The organism is Litchfieldia sinesaloumensis (assembly GCF_900156865.1).
Classification (GTDB): Bacteria; Bacillota; Bacilli; order Bacillales; family Bacillaceae_L; genus Ferdinandcohnia; species Ferdinandcohnia sinesaloumensis.
In genome coordinates this window covers 3,633,046-3,653,190 of sequence record NZ_LT732529.1, presented here as the reverse complement: position 1 = coordinate 3,653,190, position 20,145 = coordinate 3,633,046, and the positions used below count along the sequence as shown (strand labels likewise).

General features: G+C 38.2%; 21 protein-coding genes. All 21 read right to left on the bottom strand.

The annotated features are described in order from the left end of the window. Positions 1-5: 5 nt before the first annotated feature. A complete protein-coding gene (gene yabQ / locus CZ490_RS17845; RefSeq protein ID WP_077620164.1) occupies positions 6-641 on the bottom strand; it encodes a spore cortex biosynthesis protein YabQ in 636 nt (211 codons plus the stop codon). Next, positions 638-943, bottom strand: coding sequence for a sporulation protein YabP (gene yabP, locus CZ490_RS17840; protein ID WP_077620163.1), 306 nt, complete (start codon positions 941-943; stop codon positions 638-640). The genes yabQ and yabP overlap by 4 nt, the downstream gene beginning before the upstream one ends. Positions 944-1,054: 111 nt before the next feature. Then, positions 1,055-1,315 carry an RNA-binding S4 domain-containing protein gene (locus CZ490_RS17835; protein ID WP_077620162.1) on the bottom strand — a complete coding sequence of 87 codons (261 nt, stop codon included), beginning with the start codon at positions 1,313-1,315 and terminating at the stop codon, positions 1,055-1,057. After that, the gene (gene yabN / locus CZ490_RS17830; RefSeq protein ID WP_077620161.1) at positions 1,305-2,771 is read right to left on the bottom strand and encodes a bifunctional methyltransferase/pyrophosphohydrolase YabN; all 1,467 of its coding nucleotides are present in this window, start codon (positions 2,769-2,771) and stop codon (positions 1,305-1,307) included. Before yabN ends, CZ490_RS17835 begins: the two co-directional genes overlap by 11 nt. Further along, positions 2,768-4,393 carry a putative polysaccharide biosynthesis protein gene (locus CZ490_RS17825; protein WP_077620160.1) on the bottom strand — a complete coding sequence of 542 codons (1,626 nt, stop codon included), beginning with the start codon at positions 4,391-4,393 and terminating at the stop codon, positions 2,768-2,770. Before CZ490_RS17825 ends, yabN begins: the two co-directional genes overlap by 4 nt. A 133-nt stretch (positions 4,394-4,526) precedes the next feature. After that, positions 4,527-5,063, bottom strand: coding sequence for a stage V sporulation protein T (gene spoVT / locus CZ490_RS17820; RefSeq protein ID WP_077620159.1), 537 nt, complete (start codon positions 5,061-5,063; stop codon positions 4,527-4,529). A 348-nt stretch (positions 5,064-5,411) separates the two neighbouring features. Continuing rightward, positions 5,412-8,951 (bottom strand): transcription-repair coupling factor, encoded by a 3,540-nt coding sequence (mfd, locus tag CZ490_RS17815; RefSeq protein WP_077620158.1) that lies wholly within the window; start codon positions 8,949-8,951, stop codon positions 5,412-5,414. Between the two features lie 154 nt (positions 8,952-9,105). Beyond that, a complete protein-coding gene (locus tag CZ490_RS17810; RefSeq protein ID WP_077620157.1) occupies positions 9,106-9,336 on the bottom strand; it encodes an anti-sigma-F factor Fin in 231 nt (76 codons plus the stop codon). A gap of 152 nt (positions 9,337-9,488) precedes the next feature. Continuing rightward, on the bottom strand, positions 9,489-10,052 hold the full coding sequence (pth, locus tag CZ490_RS17805) for an aminoacyl-tRNA hydrolase (protein WP_077620156.1): 564 nt from the start codon (positions 10,050-10,052) through the stop codon (positions 9,489-9,491). Between the two features lie 63 nt (positions 10,053-10,115). Continuing rightward, positions 10,116-10,751, bottom strand: coding sequence for a 50S ribosomal protein L25/general stress protein Ctc (locus CZ490_RS17800; protein ID WP_077620155.1), 636 nt, complete (start codon positions 10,749-10,751; stop codon positions 10,116-10,118). 215 nt (positions 10,752-10,966) lie between these two features. Beyond that, the gene (locus tag CZ490_RS17795; protein WP_077620154.1) at positions 10,967-11,920 is read right to left on the bottom strand and encodes a ribose-phosphate diphosphokinase; all 954 of its coding nucleotides are present in this window, start codon (positions 11,918-11,920) and stop codon (positions 10,967-10,969) included. Positions 11,921-11,938: 18 nt separating this feature from the next. Continuing rightward, positions 11,939-13,318 (bottom strand): bifunctional UDP-N-acetylglucosamine diphosphorylase/glucosamine-1-phosphate N-acetyltransferase GlmU, encoded by a 1,380-nt coding sequence (glmU, locus tag CZ490_RS17790; RefSeq protein ID WP_077620153.1) that lies wholly within the window; start codon positions 13,316-13,318, stop codon positions 11,939-11,941. Positions 13,319-13,608: 290 nt separating this feature from the next. Next, positions 13,609-13,899, bottom strand: coding sequence for a septation regulator SpoVG (gene spoVG / locus CZ490_RS17785; RefSeq protein ID WP_077620152.1), 291 nt, complete (start codon positions 13,897-13,899; stop codon positions 13,609-13,611). A 143-nt stretch (positions 13,900-14,042) separates the two neighbouring features. Next, complete coding sequence (locus CZ490_RS17780; RefSeq protein ID WP_077620151.1) at positions 14,043-14,417, bottom strand: RidA family protein; 375 nt, start codon at positions 14,415-14,417, stop codon at positions 14,043-14,045. Continuing rightward, positions 14,414-15,271 (bottom strand): pur operon repressor, encoded by an 858-nt coding sequence (gene purR, locus CZ490_RS17775; RefSeq protein WP_077620150.1) that lies wholly within the window; start codon positions 15,269-15,271, stop codon positions 14,414-14,416. Before purR ends, CZ490_RS17780 begins: the two co-directional genes overlap by 4 nt. Positions 15,272-15,466: 195 nt before the next feature. Beyond that, positions 15,467-16,333: a 4-(cytidine 5'-diphospho)-2-C-methyl-D-erythritol kinase gene (gene ispE / locus CZ490_RS17770; RefSeq protein WP_077620149.1), complete on the bottom strand. Its 867-nt coding sequence runs from the start codon at positions 16,331-16,333 to the stop codon at positions 15,467-15,469. A 180-nt stretch (positions 16,334-16,513) separates the two neighbouring features. After that, entirely contained in the window at positions 16,514-16,699 is a 186-nt protein-coding gene (locus tag CZ490_RS17765) for a small, acid-soluble spore protein, alpha/beta type (RefSeq protein ID WP_077620148.1), read from the bottom strand. 332 nt (positions 16,700-17,031) lie between these two features. Beyond that, the gene (gene veg, locus CZ490_RS17760) at positions 17,032-17,301 is read right to left on the bottom strand and encodes a biofilm formation stimulator Veg (protein WP_077620147.1); all 270 of its coding nucleotides are present in this window, start codon (positions 17,299-17,301) and stop codon (positions 17,032-17,034) included. A gap of 243 nt (positions 17,302-17,544) precedes the next feature. Next, positions 17,545-18,432 carry a sporulation peptidase YabG gene (gene yabG, locus CZ490_RS17755; protein WP_077620146.1) on the bottom strand — a complete coding sequence of 296 codons (888 nt, stop codon included), beginning with the start codon at positions 18,430-18,432 and terminating at the stop codon, positions 17,545-17,547. Between the two features lie 141 nt (positions 18,433-18,573). Then, positions 18,574-19,470 carry a 16S rRNA (adenine(1518)-N(6)/adenine(1519)-N(6))-dimethyltransferase RsmA gene (rsmA, locus tag CZ490_RS17750; protein WP_077620145.1) on the bottom strand — a complete coding sequence of 299 codons (897 nt, stop codon included), beginning with the start codon at positions 19,468-19,470 and terminating at the stop codon, positions 18,574-18,576. Then, complete coding sequence (gene rnmV, locus CZ490_RS17745) at positions 19,463-20,026, bottom strand: ribonuclease M5 (RefSeq protein ID WP_077621108.1); 564 nt, start codon at positions 20,024-20,026, stop codon at positions 19,463-19,465. The genes rsmA and rnmV overlap by 8 nt, the downstream gene beginning before the upstream one ends. Positions 20,027-20,145: the final 119 nt, after the last annotated feature.

Sequence of the window (20,145 nt, the reverse complement as noted above, 5' to 3'; positions counted from 1 at the left end):
GCCTCCTATTTTTTCCTTATCTTCTTCCACCATTTTATCAATATAGGTACGATATTCTCTACTTTTTTCAAAAATCCTGCACACTTACTAAAAATCTTTTCTACATTTTTCGTAACAGCTGTTGGTAATAGCCTCCAAATCAAGATTCCAACCCACTTAAATGGAGCAAAGCCAATCCTAAGAATCATCCAACAGACTTTAAGTAGGATTCTCCCAAAAACAAGTAGTACGTTTAATATCCCTAATAAAATAACGATTACGAGTTGATACAACATTTTAAGCGGTCGAATGATAAGTAATTCACCTGTGCGTAGTAAAAACTCGTATAACCGAATGATAGCTTGAATAATATGTTCTAGTGTTCTACTATAAATGGTTTTTAATAAGCTTTGGTATGCAGCAAACCCACATAAAATAGCGATAAATACATAAAATCGCAGTTCACCTTCATTTACTAGTAAAAGTGTATAAAAGAACAGTAGGCCTTGAACAATCCAAAAGAGAATGTCATTGATGAAGACGAAGAAATACTTACGTCTCGAACGCTGTAAAAAGCGTTGATATGTATCAAGTGAGGCTCCTAGCCAACCACCCATACATATCATTGCAAGTAATGTATAAAACTGTGTTGACAGGGTCATCTAAATAACTTGCTAAAGAAACCTTTAGCTTTCTCCGTAGAATGGTCGTCCAAATAACTAATATCATAGACCCTTCCCTTGATTGAAACAATGCCCTTTTCTACATCTAGATTTTTCATTTGTAGGTTTTGACCACGTATTGCTAGAAAGCCCATAACAGTTTCAAGTAAAAACTCCTCATTATCAAAGCTTTCTACCTGTTTAACACCTGTTATATCAAGAAGCTTACGACTTCTCATAATCACATCATGCTCTTGTACGGTTCCTTTATTTGATGGCGTTCCATCATAATATTGGTTCATCTTCTAACCCCCACATTCATACTTAAGTGGTCAGTCTAACCACTTGTCTAATAGTAAAATGTATGAGAATGTGGTGTAATTTAGAACAAGCCTTACGGAGTTTATTAAGTTTTACGCTTCTACCTTTTCCTCTTTCACTACAGAATAAAGCTTGTTTGCATCTTCCTTTTTTGTAGTGTCCTGTAAGTCTTCAATTTTCACGGTTACTATTTTTTGACCAAATCTTATCGTTAATTCATCACCAATTTTCACATTACTGCTAGCTTTTGCAGCAACTCCATTAATTAGAATCCGACCTTGATCGGCAACCTCTTTAGCCAAGGTTCGCCTTTTAATCAATCGTGAAACTTTTAAAAATTTATCAAGTCGCATGGTTATCACCTCTTTCATTTTGTTTCGCTCTTTCCCAGATTGCATCTAGTGCCTCGAGGGTTTGCTCCTCAATTTTCAACCCTTGTTCGTTAAGTACATTCTCTATAAACTGAAACCGACTCAGAAATTTTTGGTTTGTCATCGCAATCGCCTCTTCTGGGTCAAAATTATAGAATCTTGCAATATTAGCTAATGCAAAAAGAATGTCGCCAAACTCTCGTACGGCTGCTTCCTGGTTATTTTCTGCTACAGCTTCTTTATATTCATGTATTTCCTCAAAGACCTTGTCCCACATAGGCTCAACAGCATCCCAGTCAAACCCAACCTTTGCTGCTTTCTTCTGATACTGAACAGCCTTCATCAGTCCCGGTAGTCCTTTTGTCACGTCATCTAAGATAGAGGCTTTCGCTTCAGTAGTCCCTTTTTCTTGTTGTTTTATTTGCTCCCAGTTGGTAACGACTTCTTCTGCCGTCTCTGCTGAACTATTGCCAAATACATGTGGATGTCTGCGAATCATTTTCTCAGAAACACTTCGAATGACATCATCAACTGTAAACATCCCCTCGTCCTCGCCAATTTGGGCATGTAGAACCACTTGTAGAAGCACATCGCCAAGCTCCTCTGCTAAATGATCGTCATCTTGACTGTCTATTGCATCAAGTACTTCATAGGTTTCCTCTAGCAAGTACTTTTTTAAGGATTGATGGGTTTGCTTTTGATCCCACGGGCATCCACCTGGGCCACGTAGGGCTGCTATAATTCTCCTAAATGTACGAAAATCATGGTATAGGAGTTCTTCTTCATGTACTGGTGGTACATAGACACTAGTCAAATTATTCACCTGAGTTCCACGGTCTAGCTCATACAAAGGAACTTTGACAATTTTCTCATTTTCACTACCAGCTGCTGTAACAATATATACTTCATACTCATCTGGTAATTGCTCCATTAATGTTAATTTAACATTTGATGCAATGTACTGATCGTAAACCTGACAGATAATGATATGCTGTGAGAGCTGTAGTTCATCTGTTACTAGAGATAAAGCATCTAGAAATTGAAACCCTTCAATTGGATCAATTTTTAATGATGCCAATATTGGATCGATAAAGCTTTGACCACCCTCTATTTGGACTTGCAACTCCTCATCTTCAAGTAAAAGTTGAGTCGTCTTTTCGGCAACCATTGGGTGCCCGGGTACGGCATAGACGATATCCTTTGTTTTTGCTTCCGTTTTTAGGATATTCACTATTTCATCATAAACAGCTTCGAATTGATCATGTTTTTCATAAATATCATCAAATGATTCATAGCTAATTCCTTCAGCTTCTAATTCTTTTATAACCGGATGCTCCTTCGTTCGAAGAAATAAATGCTCTGTAGCTAAAAGTTTTCGATAGATGCCGAGTGGTAGTTGTGACAAATCACCAGCACCAAGACCAATTACTGTTATCATGTGTTATTCCCCCCTTTAAGTAACCTAATTAGAAAGGTTCCTTTTGTTCCAATTGGGATTACCGAGAGCTCCTCGTTTGTAAAAATACGCCCTCTTAAAATTAAAAATAAATATGTAAATCCTCCAATGAATACAGACGACAACGCTTCAAAGCTTGCGAACAAGCGACTATCCCCACTGCTAAAGAACAGGTAATGCAAGATTCGAGAATAGCATAAAATAACAAGCCCCATGACTAATGCTGCTAATAGAACACGGTAGATAAATGTTGTATTTCTGAGACCACCTGGTAGCTTCCACTTTAAAATAAGTGTATGTAGAGCTGCTATTACTCCAAAGGCAACCAAGGTTGCAATAGCCGCCCCAACTGTTTCATAACTAGGAACAAGTAACTTATTTAATATCCATTTTAGTAGCATACCAATTACAACAACAAATGCTGGTAAAAAAGGATGTCCTAATCCTTGTAAGATTGCGGTATTTGCTTGGGATACTGTTGTAAACAATATAGAAAAACCGATTATTGTTAAAACATGTGTTCCAAGGTCATTTCGAAACAACATAATATTCGTGGGTTCAAGGACCCAAGCAAGCCCAACCGAGGCCCCGACACCAATAACAACACTTAATCGAAATGTTAAATCAACTTTCTTTTCAATAAAGTCTATATCATTCCTGGACTTCGCGCTTGCTATCAAAGGGACAAGCGATAATGCTAATGAAGTTGCCACAACGGTTCCAAGCTGAAGCAAAGGTTGGCCCCGGTCGTAGATTCCCTTAACCTGTTTAGCTGCTTCTTCCTCCATCCCACTCGTTACTAACAAGGAATACACGGTGAAAGAATCGACTAATTGAAAAAGAATCAGCAACAAAGCGCTGATACAAATTGTCATTCCCTGAGTAAAAAGAATTTTAATAATTACCTTTGTTTGTATTGTCGCTTTTTGAGTACGTTGACTTCGTCTATTCTTTTTCCTTTTAACTAGATAAAATGATAAAACTAAAATCGCTGCGAGTCCACCAGTTACTGAACCAAAGATTGCTCCCGCTCCTGCTTCATATGCCCCATACCCATAATCTAACAAAAGGAATGACATAATCAGGATCGTGACGACGCGAATTAACTGTTCGGTTACTTGCGAAACTGCAGTTGGTATCATATTCTTGTGACCTTGAAAAAAGCCACGGAAAACAGAGATGAATGGCAGAAGCAAAAAAGAAAAGGAAATGACCCTTATCAATGCCGAAAGCCTCGTGTCACCCATCCAACCGGCTACGATTCCAGCCCCCCAATACAAAAGGCAGAACATTAGAAACCCGATACCTAATAGTGTAAATAAGGAGGTATACAGTATTTTGGTGGCTGAAGCTTCGTCTTTCTGTTCTAATTTCTCTGCAAGAAGCTTCGAAATAATCACGGGAAATCCATAAGTTGAAAAAACAAGGACAATTCCGTAGATCGGATATGCCTGTTGATATATGTAAAAGCCGATATCCCCTGCAATATTTTGATAAGGGATACGGTAGCCTGCACTAAGTATCTTGGTAATCAAACCGGCAATGGTTAGTGCAAATGCACCTTCCCAAATTCGTTTTGAACGTTCTGCGGATTGGACGCCCATCGCCCATCTCCTTCCAATCGTTTGATTTCCAGTGTATTATACCATACTTGCCGTATATTAACCCTGCTAGTAGAGACAAGTCCTCGCTAATAGAAGAAAAGGTAGCATATCGCTACCTTTTCACTGTCCTTTATTACTGTTCCATTTGTCGTGCTAGGAATCCTGCTGCAGTTTCCACTGCTTTTTGTTCTACTTCCCCGAGCGTCTTTTCCTTTGATAGGATGACTACGGCACCTATTGGATCACCGTTTGCAATTATTGGCCCGATTGTATATGATGAGATTGTTTCATCGACACCTTCTGCAATGGACATTTGACGTTCTTCTGTTTCTAATACAGATGTTCTATCTTCCATTGCCTTTTCTATAAGTTCACTTATGTTTTTGTTTAAGTATTCTTTCTTAGATCCGCCTGCAACCGCAATAAATGCGTCACGGTCACAAATAAGTACTTGGTGCCCTAAACTATCAAATAGTGCCTCGCCATATTCCTTCGCAAAGTCGCTCAACTCACTAATTGGAGAATACTTCTTTAAGATGACCTCTCCATCTCTGTCTACAAAAATCTCTAATGGATCCCCTTCTCTGATTCGTAAAGTTCTACGGATTTCTTTCGGGATAACTACTCGACCTAAATCATCAATTCGACGAACAATACCAGTTGCCTTCATTCTTATGATGCCTCACTTTCATCTGATGATTAAAGAATAGTGGTGATTATAAGGATGTTCAAATAGTCCGGTGAAAATGACTCATCGGTAGAGGAACTTCGACTTACTACCCGACACGTCCTTTTCATCTTCCTTTTGAACAAGCACTTATGTACAATTTGTCTGGATTTGAATAAATCACCATTTGTTGTTGAGTTTAGTATCTTACACCAACAAAGTTCTATTCACGATGATTGTGATTTTTCACTTGAGGTAAAAATAACCATACTTCAGAACTATAGGCAACTTACATCTTTAGTTCTATTTGTTATATATTTACTTAGGTACCTTCGTTAATGAATGAAGAGATTAAACCACATTTACATTCTCCTTTTTGACATCTTGTAAGCCCTTGACCATATCATTTACAATACCTAGCCATTTATTAACGTCCATGCCTTTGGTTTGAATCACAACTTTTAATTTACTACCTTCCATTCCTAGACTTATCATTCGACCAAATGAATTACCTAATTTAAAGATTTTTTGGCCATCAATTTGACTACTTACGTCCTCAGATAGAAGAATTGTGATTTCCTGTTTCGCTTGTTTGATGGAGATGACCTGTTCAGCAAGTGCATAAACTTTAATTTTTGCGATTTTAAATAAGTAATCAACCTCAATCGGATATTCCCCAAAGCGGTCAACCATTTCCTCTTGCAACTCTTCAATATCTTCTAATGTCGTTATACCTCTAAACCTCTTATACATATCGATCTTTTGGCGTCCATCAGAAATATATGCATCTGGAATATATGCATCTACCTCGACATCAATTTCCACATTGACTTGTTTTACTGCTGTTTTATCACCTTGGCGTTCTTCGATTGCCTCTTTTAGCATTTGTGAATAGAGATCAAATCCAACAGAATCTATATATCCATGCTGTTGTGCTCCTAGTATATTTCCTGCTCCTCGAATTGATAAATCACGCATGGCAATTTTGAAGCCTGATCCAAGCTCAGTAAACTCCTTAATAGCTTGAAGGCGCTTCTCAGCAACTTCATTCAGTACCTTATCCTTACGGTAGGTAAAATACGCATAGGCAACACGATTTGAACGACCTACACGACCTCTTAACTGATAAAGTTGTGAAAGCCCCATCCGATCTGCATCCTGAACAATTAGTGTATTCACGTTAGGAATATCTACACCTGTTTCAATAATGGTCGTTGTAACAAGGACATCGTATTGGCCATCAAGGAAATTCAGAATAACAGATTCAAGTTCATTTTCTGTCATTCTTCCATGAGCAAACGCAATTCTAGCATCTGGTACAAGCATCGAAATTTCTTCTGCCTTCCGCTCGATATCTTCAACACGGTTATATAAAAAGTATACTTGACCATCTCTAGCCATTTCCCGTTCAATTGCTTCTCTTATTAATTCACCATTATATTCAACAACGTATGTTTGAACAGGGAAACGATTTTCAGGCGGTGTTTCAATTACGGATAAATCACGAACACCAAGCATGGACATGTGCAATGTCCGTGGAATTGGTGTTGCCGTTAACGTAAGAACATCAATATTTGCTTTTAGTTGTTTGATTTTTTCCTTATGGGTAACACCGAAGCGTTGTTCCTCATCAATAATCAATAATCCTAAATCCTTATACGTAATATCCTTAGACAATAAACGATGTGTACCGACGACGATATCAACTGTTCCATTTTTTAACCCTTTTGTAACTTCCGTTTGTTGTTTTCTTGAACGGAAACGATTTAACAAACCGATTGATATCGGGAAGTCCTGGAACCTTTCACGAATGGTTTCATAGTGTTGTTGTGCTAAAATTGTTGTCGGAACTAATAATGCTACCTGTTTCCCATCCATAATCGCCTTAAATGCTGCACGAATTGCAACCTCTGTTTTTCCATACCCCACATCTCCACAGAGCAAGCGATCCATAGGACGTTCACGTTCCATATCCTTTTTTATCTCCTGTATTGACCTTAACTGATCTTCGGTTTCTTGATATTGAAAGGACGCCTCAAATTCTCGTTGCATCTCTCCATCAGGAGAAAAGGCAAATCCTTTGCTTGCCTCACGCTCCGCATATAGCTTAATAAGATCATCTGCTATATCTTGGACGGATGATTCAACCTTTTTCTTAACACGCTTCCAATCTGTTCCGCCTAATTTGTATATCTTTGGCTCTTTGCCCTCAGAAGCAACATACTTTTGTACTTGCTCAATTTGGTCTACTGGTACATAGAGCTTATCACTGCCTTGATAACGGATGTGTAAATAATCCTTATGAATTCCGTTTATTTCTAATGTCTCAATTCCTAAATACTTTCCAATTCCATGGTTCACGTGAACAACATGGTCCCCTACTTGCAACTCGGAGTAACTCTTAATCCGTTCTGCATTTGAAAGTTTTTGCTTTCGTTTTGTTTTTTGCATTTTTTTCTTAAAGAGCTCTTCCTCAGTTATGACCGCAATGCGTTGTAACGGTAATTCAAAGCCATCCTGAAGATCACCAATCATGATTTGTACTTTTCCTAGTAAAATAGCTTCATCACTTTTCTTTCTAGGAATAGCTTCGATTTCATAGTCTGACAGGACTTGCTCGAGCTTTTTTACCCGCTCCTCATTTGAACCTAGAAAAACTACAGAATAACTCCCTTTCTGCCATCGTTCAAGCTCCGCTTTAAGGACATGCATTTGGCCGTGGAAATTCTGCATCTGTTTACAAGACATATTTAAAATGTTCTGCGGGCTTGTATGTGGTACATGCCGTAAGAATAAGGATAGATAAACCAAAGGATTTGTAGATCCTTGAAGTAGCTTTGCAAATTGATGTGACAAAGTAATGTTATGAATAATCTCACCTTGTGATAAAAGACTCGTTACCCACTCAGCCTCTTCTTTATCAAGACTATCTGCCATTTCCTGAATTCTACTAATTTCATCCAGTAGGACTAATCCATTTTCTGGTAAATAGTCTAGTAAACTAGCAGGCTTATCGTAAACAAGGGATAAGTATTTGAACATTTGCTGTATAGTTTGGCCATTCTTTAGTTGCTCCAGCTCATAAGATATATTTTCTAACAGCTGCTCCTTCGCTTTCTCGTCCTTTACCTTTTTTAAACTTTTAGCCAGCCCTGCTTCTAATGCATCTACGCCTCTTTCTAAATGTGTAGGCGTTAGTAAAATCTCAGTAGCGGGTCCGATCACGATTGAGTTAATTTTCCCCTGTGAACGTTGATCTTCCAGTGAGAATGTACGGATAGAGTCCACTTCTGTATCAAATAACTCGATACGTACTGGATTTTCCTCTGTTAAGGGATAAATATCGAGAATCCCCCCTCTTACGCTGTATTCTCCTGGTGCAGATACCATTGACACCCGTTCATAACCCATCGCAAATAGCTTTTCTAATGTATCTGTCACTTCAATGTCGTTACCGACCGTAAATGACAACTGACTTTCATTCCATAGTTTCTTAGGTGGCAAAAGTCGTTTTAAACCTGCAATTGGTGCAACAATAACACCTCTGGATTGATGACTCCAATAGTTCAACGCTTCAATTCGCTGCCCTTTTAATTCTGGACTTGCAATTCCTATTTCCGAAGCAATTAATTCGTTAACAGGATAGAGAAATACTTCGTCTTCTTTTAAGAGTCCGTTTAAATCCTCATAAATTTTCTGTGCTTGGAACAAATTATGAGTGACCACCAATATAGGTCGATTTGTTTGTCTATATAGCGCAGCCGCAAGCACAGTACGAGCAGATCCTGATAAACCAGCTATTAACTGCTCTCGTAATCCTCCGTCTATTCCATCTATAATTGACTTTAACTCGTCATTATTTCCAACATATTCTTGTATTCCCTTTAGCAAACAGGTAACCCCCTCTCGAAGTAATTGGCAAGTATATAACCCCTATCAATTAATCGATTTATGTAAAAGTAAACTCAACTCATATTTAAAGTAATCATTTCGCTTTATCGTAAATAGAAAAACGCTTTGGTTGCATAGGCCAAAGCTTTTCTTCTTATTGAATAAATGAATTGTATTGATGTAAATCCGGATTACGATTTAACGCTTCCTGACAATCCTCACAGATTGTCTTAACATGAATGTCTCCATTGGATTGATATGAAATCATCTCTTGTCGCTCTTGGTCTGTCAATTGATGAAACCCAAGACTTTCACTATGTAAAGATAGGTTATCAATACTTCCAACCTTCACACCACAATGTCGACAATGGTAGTGTAGTGACATAAGAATCCTCCTCATCTGAGTTACGTACCATAGTTTACACTTTCTAGTATAAACCGCAAAGGAATTCTTTATTCACTACCATATGTATCAAATCACTGAGAGAATAACTATTCGATAAGGATTGGATCCTCAACTATAGTAATTCATATGTATTACTTCGCATTAAATTCATTCATAACTTGTAAAAATGGTGTTGACACCCATTTTTCTGCCGCTTCTGCTGACTTTTGGATAGCATCCTTGATATCTTGAGCCTCATCAGCATGAAAACGACCTAACACGTAATCAGATATTTTCATTCCATTCGCCGGACGATTAATCCCAATTCGTATTCGTTTAAACTCTTGGGTACCTAAATGGTTGATGATGGACTTCATTCCATTATGTCCACCAGCACTTCCTTTCTCACGAAGTCTAATTTTCCCCACCGGTATGTCCAACTCATCATAAACAACAAGGATATCATCTACTAGGATATCATAATAATCCATGAGTGGCCTGATACTTTCTCCCGATAAATTCATATATGTTAATGGCTTTAAAAGTAGAACTTTCTCTCCATTTACTAAACCTTGACCAAATACTCCATTAAACTTAGCCTTGTCTAGCGCGATGTTTAGTTTATCTGAGAGTTCATCAATAACCTTAAACCCGACGTTGTGCCTTGTTTCCTCATACTGCCTACCGGGATTTCCTAACCCAACAATCAGCTTCATATTTCCCCCACCTTTGTTATGGCAAAAGGACGTAACCGTTTTGGTTACGTCCAACCTTTTTCTTTACCCTTCATCAGATTCGTTTGTTTCCCTACCTTCAAGATTATCAGGTTCGCCAGGTTCTTGTTCCTCTCCAGTACTAATCTCTTCTTCCTGTCTTGGAGCAAGTACGGATGCTACTACCTGCGAGGTATCATGGTTAATTGTAAATTTGCCTTTAGTATCAATATCTTCTAGCTTTACAACATCCCCAACCTCTATATGAGAAACATCAACATCAATTGTCTGTGGTATATCAGATGGAAGAGCTGAGATAGAGATTTGATGAATGGACTGCTGAAGCACCCCACCATCTTTCACCCCTTTTGCTTCTCCAACTAAATTAATGTTTACATCAACTGTAACCTCTGATGACATATTTACAATTTGAAAGTCCGCATGAATAACCTCACTCTTAAGTGGATCTGTTTGAAAGTCGTTCAGCATGACGGAATGTTGATTATTATTAATTGCAAGCTTAATAATCCCATTACGGCCAGTAGTACGAATTGTTTTCAAGAAGTCCGCACTATTTACGTAAATGGGTTGACTTTGATTAGGTCCATTTAAAATAGCCGGGATATTTCCTGCTTGTCTAATTTTTGTTAATGTTGAATTTTTATCTTTGATTCGTTCTGTCGCTTCTAAAATTGCAGACATATTATACACCATCCTTGGAAGATTTAGTCATATTACTAAAATTCCCCTAAAGACGGCGAACTAAACCTCTTTTTAAAAAAGATAGACAGATGTCTAGTTTTTCATATGTCATTATCTCTCTGGCCTAACCTAATCACTTTGCAAGGTAAAGAACACCTTCCGTTAGTGCTCGCCTTTGGTTTACGCCAAAAGGCACCCATCTGCCTATTTATAAATTAATCAAAAAGTGTGCTGACAGATTGTTGCTCATGGACACGAATGATAGCTTCACCAATCAGCGAAGCAACTGATAGTTCCTTAATTTTATCTATCTTTTTCTCTTCAGGTAAAAGAATAGTGTTGGTTACTACCAGTTCTTTGATTTTTGAATTTTGAATACGTTCAATTGCTGGCCCTGACAATACCGGATGTGTACAGCAGGCATATACCTCTGCAGCACCATTTTCAACTAATGCATTCGCCGCTAACGTTATTGTTCCTGCTGTATCAATGATATCATCTATTAATATTGCTGTTTTCCCTTCAATATTCCCGACAATATTCATAACTTCAGCTACATTTGGTCTAGGGCGACGTTTATCGATTATTGCGATTGGGGCCTTTAGGCGATCTGCCATTTTACGTGTACGTGTAACCCCACCATGATCTGGAGATACAATGACAATGTCTTGCAGGTTCTTAGTTTTAAAGTACTCCGCTAGAATCGGTACACCCATTAGGTGGTCGATTAAAATATCGAAAAAGCCTTGAATCTGTGGTGCATGAAGATCTAACGTGATCACACGATCTGCCCCTGCAGTTTCTAACAGATTTGCGATAAGCTTTGCTGTAATAGGCTCACGTGCACGTGCCTTGCGGTCTTGTCTCGCATATCCATAATACGGCATAACAATATTAATGGTTTTTGCGGAAGCACGTCTAAGTGCATCGATCATGATTAGGACTTCCATGATATGTTCATTCACTGGTGCACTTGTTGATTGAATGACAAACACGTCACAACCACGAATGCTTTCTTCAATGTTAATTTGAACTTCTCCATCGCTAAAACGTGTAACAGAGCATTTTCCAAGCTCGACACCAATGGAATTTGCGATTTCCTCTGCCAAAGGTGCATTCGAATTTAACGAAAACACTTTTAAACTTGAGTCACGGTATTGATTAGGCATGATCTTCCCCAACCTCCATTAGGAATTTTTCTTTTGATTCAGGCGCTCTACATAATCCTCTTTATTCACTTGGCGTGCTCTTGCAATTGAAAGTGCATTACTTGGAACTTCGCTAGTGATCGTTGATCCTGCTGCAACATAAGCCCCTTTTCCAACTGTAACTGGAGCTACTAGATTTGAATTGCATCCAATAAACGCATCGTCCTCAATTCTAGTTAAAAATTTATTTTTACCATCGTAGTTTACAGTAATAGAACCACAACCTATATTTACATTTGTACCAACTTCTGCATCCCCAATATAGCTTAGATGAGATGCTTTACTTCCCTCACCAAATATAGCTTTTTTCAATTCAACAAAGTTTCCAACTTTCACCTTATCACTAATTTGTGAGGCAGGACGGATATGTGCAAAAGGTCCAATTGCTACATCATTTCCAATACTACTATCATGCGCAATTGAATGGCGGATTACTGTCCTTTCTCCAATTTTACAATTCTTTATTTCAGAATTGGGACCAATCTCACAGTCATTTCCTATTTCTACATCCCCTATTATAACAGTTCCAGGATGTAAAACAGTGTCTGAACCAATTTTTGCATCTGCAGAAATGTACGTATTATCTGCATCAATAATTGTTACACCATTCATCATGTGTTGCTTATTAATTCTTTGTTTCATTAGTTTTTCCGCTTGTGATAATGCATACCGGTCATTCACTCCAAGCGTTTCTTCAAACGAAGCTGTCTGGAAGGCAGAAACGATTTCACCCTTTGTTTTCAATATTTCTATAACATCAGGTAAATAGTACTCTCCCTGCACATTGTTATTAGAAACATTTGAAAGCGCTTCAAATAATGATTCGTTATCAAAGCAATATGTACCTGTATTGATTTCAGTGATTTTACGTTCTTCATCTGTTGCATCTTTATGTTCAACAATACGTTCAACATGGCCTTGTGCATTACGAACAATTCTTCCATACCCAGTTGGCTCTGTAGCCACAGCTGTCAGGATTGTTGCCTTAGCTCCTGCTTGTTCATGCTGTTCAAGTAGGGATTGCATCGTTTCTGCTGTAATAAGTGGCGTATCACCACACACAACTAAAGTTACTCCCTTTTCATTTGCAAGGTGGCTAGCTGCCTGCATCACGGCATGTGCAGTCCCTAACTGTTTTTCTTGAAGGGCATACTCACTTTTATCTCCAATTTGTGCTTTAACTTTTTCCGCTCCATGTCCAACGATTGTCACAAGCTTTTCTAGGGATACTTTTGATAGTTGATCCACTACATGCTCCACCATTGGCTTACCACAAACAGGGTGTAGGACCTTATAAAGCTTAGATTTCATACGTGTCCCTTGCCCTGCGGCCAAAATTACGCCATATCTGTTTGTCATGTCCAGGCCTCCATATTAAAATCACCTCGGCGTATAGTTTGCTCAAACGTCTTTAAGTAAAGCTTTGAGGCAAAAACCAGAGGTTTCTACTTTGTCTGACTGAGGTTCACGCCTCAAAAAATTGAAACTAAACCTTTTTATCCATTTCGAATATATCTTAAAAAGAGACCATTTTCAAGAAGACTAACTAAAGTACCTCATTTTTTTAATTGGAAAGTATTATTAAGAGATTATTTAGGCATAGAAAAAGAGCCTATAATACAAGTAGGCTCTTAACGTACAATTTATTTTTATGATGCTCCCGCTTCTTCAAACTCAACTTCAACTTCACCTAAACGGTGATACTCAGCTAGTACCGCATCTTGAATCTTTCCACGCGTACCTGAGTTAATTGGATGAGCAATGTCACGAAACTCTCCATCTGGAGTGCGTTTGCTTGGCATAGCAACAAATAAACCATTGTTGCCATCAATTACACGAATGTCATGAACAACAAATTCATGGTCCAACGTAATTGATGCAATCGCTCTCATTCTACCTTCCGTATTAACGCGGCGTAATCTAACGTCTGTTACTTCCATTCTGTTCACCACCTTTTTGACTATATAAAAACTTAGTTATTCATATTCAACGGAAAAACGAAATCTCCTGCTAAATATTAAATAATTTTTTAAAAAGATTCATACTTTTTTGTGAATGAACAGAATATTTGTAAAAAACGGTGTTATTTTACGAGTGCAATGACTTCAATCTCTACTAAAACATCCTTCGGAAGTCGTGCAACTTCTACCGTAGAACGAGCAGGTTTATGTCCTACGAAATACTCTCCGTAGACTTCATTTAAGTCTGCAAAGTCATCCATATTTTTAATAAATACAGTGGCTTTTACAACTGTGTCCAAAGATGCCCCTGCCTCTGTAAGAACCGCTTGAAGGTTTTTAAAGACCTGCTGGGTCTGTTCTTTGATTCCACCACTTACTAGCTCTCCAGCGGGTGTTAAAGGTATTTGCCCTGAACTAAAAAACATATTGTTTACAACGATTCCTTGTGAATAAGGTCCAATAGCAGCTGGTGCTTGATTTGTTTGAACTTGTTTCATTCTTCCCCCACCTCATCTTCAATTTCTACTTGTTGTAAATAAGATTCGTAGTTACCTACAGCTACTTTAATCTGTTTTTCTTTTACATTAACATCTGTTAACTTTACTAAGGATATGTACTCATCAACAAGTCTTTCTTCGACTCCTTCAGACTCAACTAGAACACCAATTCCTTTTACATTTGCGTTAAACTCTTCTAGAATACTCACCATTCCTTGAACAGTACCGCCAGCCTTCATAAAGTCATCAATGATTAAGACATTAGAACCTTCCTTCAAGCTTCGTTTCGCCAGTACCATGGTCTGAATACGCTTTGTTGATCCAGACACATAATTTATACTCACGGTAGAACCTTCCGTGACTCGATTATCATGCCTTACTATCACTACCGGTACGTCCAAATATGACGCAACAGCGTATGCTAAGGGGATTCCCTTGGTTGCCACAGTCATGACAACATCAATCTCATGGTTAGAATAGATTGAGGCGAAAATTTTCCCGATTTTATTTACAATTCTTGGGTCACCTAGTATATCCGTTAAGTATAGATATCCACCTGGAAGAAGCCTCTCTGGGTTTGCAATTACCTCACATAATTCTCCAACTACTGTACGTGCGTCTTCTTCCGCGACCATTGGAATAAACTTAACACCACCCGCTGCCCCTGCTACCGTTATTAATGTTCCAATTCCCTGTTGCTCAAAGGTTTGCTTAATAATCGCTAAATCCTCACTAATAGAGGATTTAGCTGAGTCATATTTTAGCGCAAAATAGGAAAGAGATACAAGGTGCTGTGGGTGTAAAAGCAAGTGATTTGTCATATCAACAAGTCTACTACTCCGTCTAAATTTCATAGTTCTCCTCCAAAATCCGAATGTTTTAATGATAATATATCATTAATGTACGCCTTAATCAAATAAACCTTCAGCATCCGCCGGAAGCTGAAGGCAAACACGATGTTTTGTAACACTGACGTTTCACAGGACTTGACGTTCTTCGTCTTAGTTCATTTATTTCTGTCAGGGTTATACTCTCTGCCCAAGAAAGGGTTACATTTTATTTCGTTCACCGAGTAACCTAACCGCATAAACCTGATCACAAAAACCACGTAATCCATTGTATATTCGATGCATCCTTGATTCTCTTTGGACAAGTCCAAAGACAGTAGGACCACTACCACTCATTAGTACTGCATCTGCACCGAACCGTTTCATTTGATCTTTAATATGGGCTACTTCCGGGTGCATCTTCAAGGTTACGTCCTCTAATACATTCCCGACTCGATCACAAATCCCAGCAAAATCTTTCGTCTCAATTGCTTTAATCATCCCATCCACATCAGGGTGATTAATTTGGTCAATAGATAGATTTCGATATACATCTGCCGTCGATACACCGATTGTTGGCTTAGCTAGTATGACCCAAAAATGTGGTGGTGAGGGTAATTCAGTAATAATCTCTCCTCTACCAGTTGCAAGAGCCGTTCCACCATACACACAAAAAGAGACATCTGAACCAATTTCCGCACCTAAAGAGGCTAGTTCATCCAAACTAAGACCGAGGTCCCAAAATTTATTCAAACCTCTTAGAGTCGCAGCTGCATCACTGCTCCCACCAGCAAGTCCTGCTGCTACCGGAATTGATTTTGTAATCGAAATGATTACGCCCTTTTTCACACCGTAACGTTGTTTCAATAAGTTTGCAGCTTGGTATGCTAAGTTGCGGCTGTCATCTGGTACGAAACGATTATGAGAGATAACCTTTATTTCATCTCCATCATAATCCGATAATTCAAGCCTGTCCGAAAGATCAATGGTCGTCATTATCATCCGCACCTCATGATAACCATCTTGGCGCTTGTTTAAGACATCAAGAGCCAAATTTATCTTTGCTGGGGCCTTAACTAATAATTTCATGAAAACACCTGCTTTAAACGTAAATTCAATATTGACATTGTACCACAAAGTAAACACCGCAAAAACAACATGTCATAGTGTCCACACTGTTTTTTATGTAATTTGTACATTATGACCTTTTTCCTATATAAAAATAGCCGAAGCAAAGCTGCTTCGGCGTCGTAGTTCAAAGAAATACTTTTATTGGTGTTTCCCTTTATTGGCAAGCTGCTGTTGGCCAATTTCAATTGCTCGTTTTACCATATTTCCAGCATCACGAGATCGAATTGCACCCCAACCTTCATTTTTAACTGTATCGTAAAAACCAAGTTCCTTCGCTAGCTCTTCTTTAAAGGCTTCCGACATAATCCCTCTACGTCTACCCAATAAATACAACCCCTTTCTTTCCATCTACGACAACCTTAGTATTTGATGAAGAAGGGTTAGTTATAGTAACAAATTTTGGGCCAACACAACACATATCACCGATTTAGCCATTATAAAAGCATCATTCCAAAGTGAGTGAGCTGTGCTCACACAGAGTTCCCACTAATAAATCGGATATTTCCAGTTGTTATTTTATTCATTATTAACAACCATTTTAATTAATATACTATTTTCTTCAATTTAGTGACTAAACAAATGAAATAAAAAAACGTGATACTCTAACGGAAGAGTATCACGTTTAATAAAAATAAAAAAGCAGCAAACAAAGGTGTCTACTGCCCACTTATCGCTATATTCCCAGATGTCTCATCAAAGAAAGTTAATTGTACGGTTTCTGTAAGGATATCAGCATAACTGTATGAAACCCGCTCAAAGGAATTTTCATCCTGATCTAATTCAATTACGAATACAGAGGGGTACGTTTCAGCGAGCACTCCTGAGCGCTCTATTGTTTTTCTACGACCACCATTTGCCTTTAAAGTAAGTCGCTTACCTAAATTAGTATCTAAAGACCGTTTAATATCAAGCAAAGTTTTTCCCATTTCACTCCACCTCACTATTCTTAGTATACCAAAAATATTACCAAACGTCAAATAAAACTAAAATTATAACAATGATACAAAATACTTGTCAACGAATTTTTTACTACAAATTTCTCAGTGCACAACCGATAGTATGTACAAAAGTATTGTCAATATGTATAAAATCAAGATTTCTTTCATCGACAAATTTCTTAACTACATTTATATGTAATAAAATTCCAGGGGGTCCCTAGCGTATTAACGTTAGAGATCCCCTTTATCTTCATCATCAACCAGCCTCTGATATGGCATTCCAGTTCGTAATACGCCCTTTGTTTCAATTCCACCAAGACCCTTTTCACCGGTTAATGTATTGCGAAGTACATCCCATACATTAATTCTTTCATCAAATGGGGTAAAGCTAATCTTTGCAACAATGTAAACAGGGTCTAGAGCGTGTATATTGACCCTTAACGGTGAACTTGCATAATTTGCTCCAGCTCTTATTAAAGACTCAAAATGGGACTGACAAGCACCTGCAAAGATGACAAGTTGATCTAAATGCGGGACTCTTTTTCTTGCTTGCCGTACCGTTTGAGCAAAATGACGAGAGTGTCGATAAGCCTTTAGTTCCGTAACCTTCCCTTTTGATTTCGAAAAGGCATCATGTCCTGTTATAACAAGGATATCCGGCCTATATTTATCAAGTAATCCATCAATTTTATCTGGCATCTCTTTTTCATGACAATGAACTCCATATACAGGTACACCTATTTTTTCATACAAATCGAGGCACTTTTTTAAGTAATTTGGATCACCATCTATATGCAAAACTCTTCCTGGCATCTGAAAAAATTCGGCATCATTTGAGTATCCCCCTGTTGCATTGTATTCACTTTTTTCCCTAGTCAACTGATAATCCTGGCGGAATAACCGATAGGAATGGTCTACCTTTTCTCGATCCATTCGCTGCCTTTTCAATCTTTCGTTCTCATTTACGACAACTAAATCATCATACGGGGCATCTGCAACTAGCCTTACATCCTCACCGTATAGATAAACTATCTGATCTTGTGTGATTTCAGTTACTTTAAACAATAAATCAAATTTATAGGATTTACGTGCGACAATATCGCCAACCCTTATATCCATCCTCATCCACTCCAACTTCGAGGTAATTTCTCTTTAAGTGCATGTTAAGTTACCTACTTGTTAGCCTATGCAAAACAGTATTAAGTGGTGAGAAATGAAGTAATTGAATTGCCACTCTGTTCTAAAAGTAGAAAAAAAGACCTACGATTCTGTAGGTCCTTTGTGTAGTGCATTAAATAGTACATCACTTAAACGTCCAAATTCTTCAATTGATAAGGTTTCACCACGACGTTTTGGGTCGATATTGGCATCTGCTAAACAGCCTTCTATGACTTCCTTCAAGACCTTTCCACTCGGAAGGTTCGTCGTTAAATTATTTAAAATTGTCTTCCTCCGTTGTCCAAAAGCGGCACGAACAACTTCAAAGAAGAAAGGTTCATTTTCTACCTTTACAGCGGGCTCTTCTCTTTTTAATAGTCGAATCACAGCTGAGTCGACATTCGGTTGTGGAACAAATACGGTCTTAGGCACTATCATGACAGTTTCAGCTGTTGTATAGTACTGGATAGCAATTGATAATGAGCCATAATCCTTTGTTCCTGGTGCTGCAGAAATTCGGTCTGCAACCTCCTTTTGAAGCATAACCACAATACCTCTTAATGGGAGGTTTTCTGTTAACAGTTTCATAATTATTGGCGTTGTTACATAGTAAGGGAGATTGGCCACAACCATAATATCTTTGATGCCCTGCATTTGTTCATGTATGACAGTTTGCACATCTGCCTTTAAAACATCCTCATGGATAATCTCCACATTAGGATAAGGAGATAAAGTATCGGCTAAGATTGGTAAAAGCCGCCCATCAATTTCAAATGCAACAACCTTTTTAGCTCGCTTAGCTAGCTGTTCAGTTAGCGCCCCGATTCCTGGTCCAATTTCAATTGCTGCTGATTCCTCGGTAATCTCAGCGTGGTCAACAATACGATGTAGTATATTAGTATCAATTAAAAAATTCTGTCCAAGGCTTTTCTTAAATGAAAAACCATGCTTTTCTAAAATTGCTCTTGTTCTTATTGGTGTGGCTATATCTTTAATCACTTTGCTTTTCCCCCTGTAGCACTTTTTCAATTGCCTGGTCAAATGCCTCTCTTGTGATTTGGAACATTTGTAGACGCTTATAAAGTTGTTTCCCGTTAGTATAACCAATTTTCAGAAGGACGCCCAGCTTTTCTCTTCGTTCTTTCGCCATACTCCCTCCAATCAATCCTGCGTCTACTAGCTCGTCAAATTCGATCTCAGAGTGAAAGGCTTCCTGTTCTTTTTTAACATCTGCTAACGCTTTGCGAATCGCTTCTGGAGTAGCATGCTCAACACCTACCTTTTTTCCAGACTTAGCAAGTGCCTCACTTTTTGGAAGAAAAGCATGTTTACAGCCTGGTACAGCATTCGAGACAATTTTGCGGATGCGATCACCTGGATAATCCGGATCAGTGAATACGATGACCCCTCTTACTTCATAAGCATGTTTAATTCTTTCTATAACCTCTTTATTAACAGCAGATCCGTTCGTTTCAATTGTATCGGCATCAACTGCTCTTTTTATCGCTACGGTATCATCTTTACCTTCCACAACAATTATTTCTTTTATTTTCATTTTTTTTGAAACCTTTCTCAATGTATTTCGTCTAACAATATAGATACAAATATTACATAATTATAACAAAAAAGACATAGACATAAAAAGAAGTGCTGAAGCTAGACATAAAAAAACAG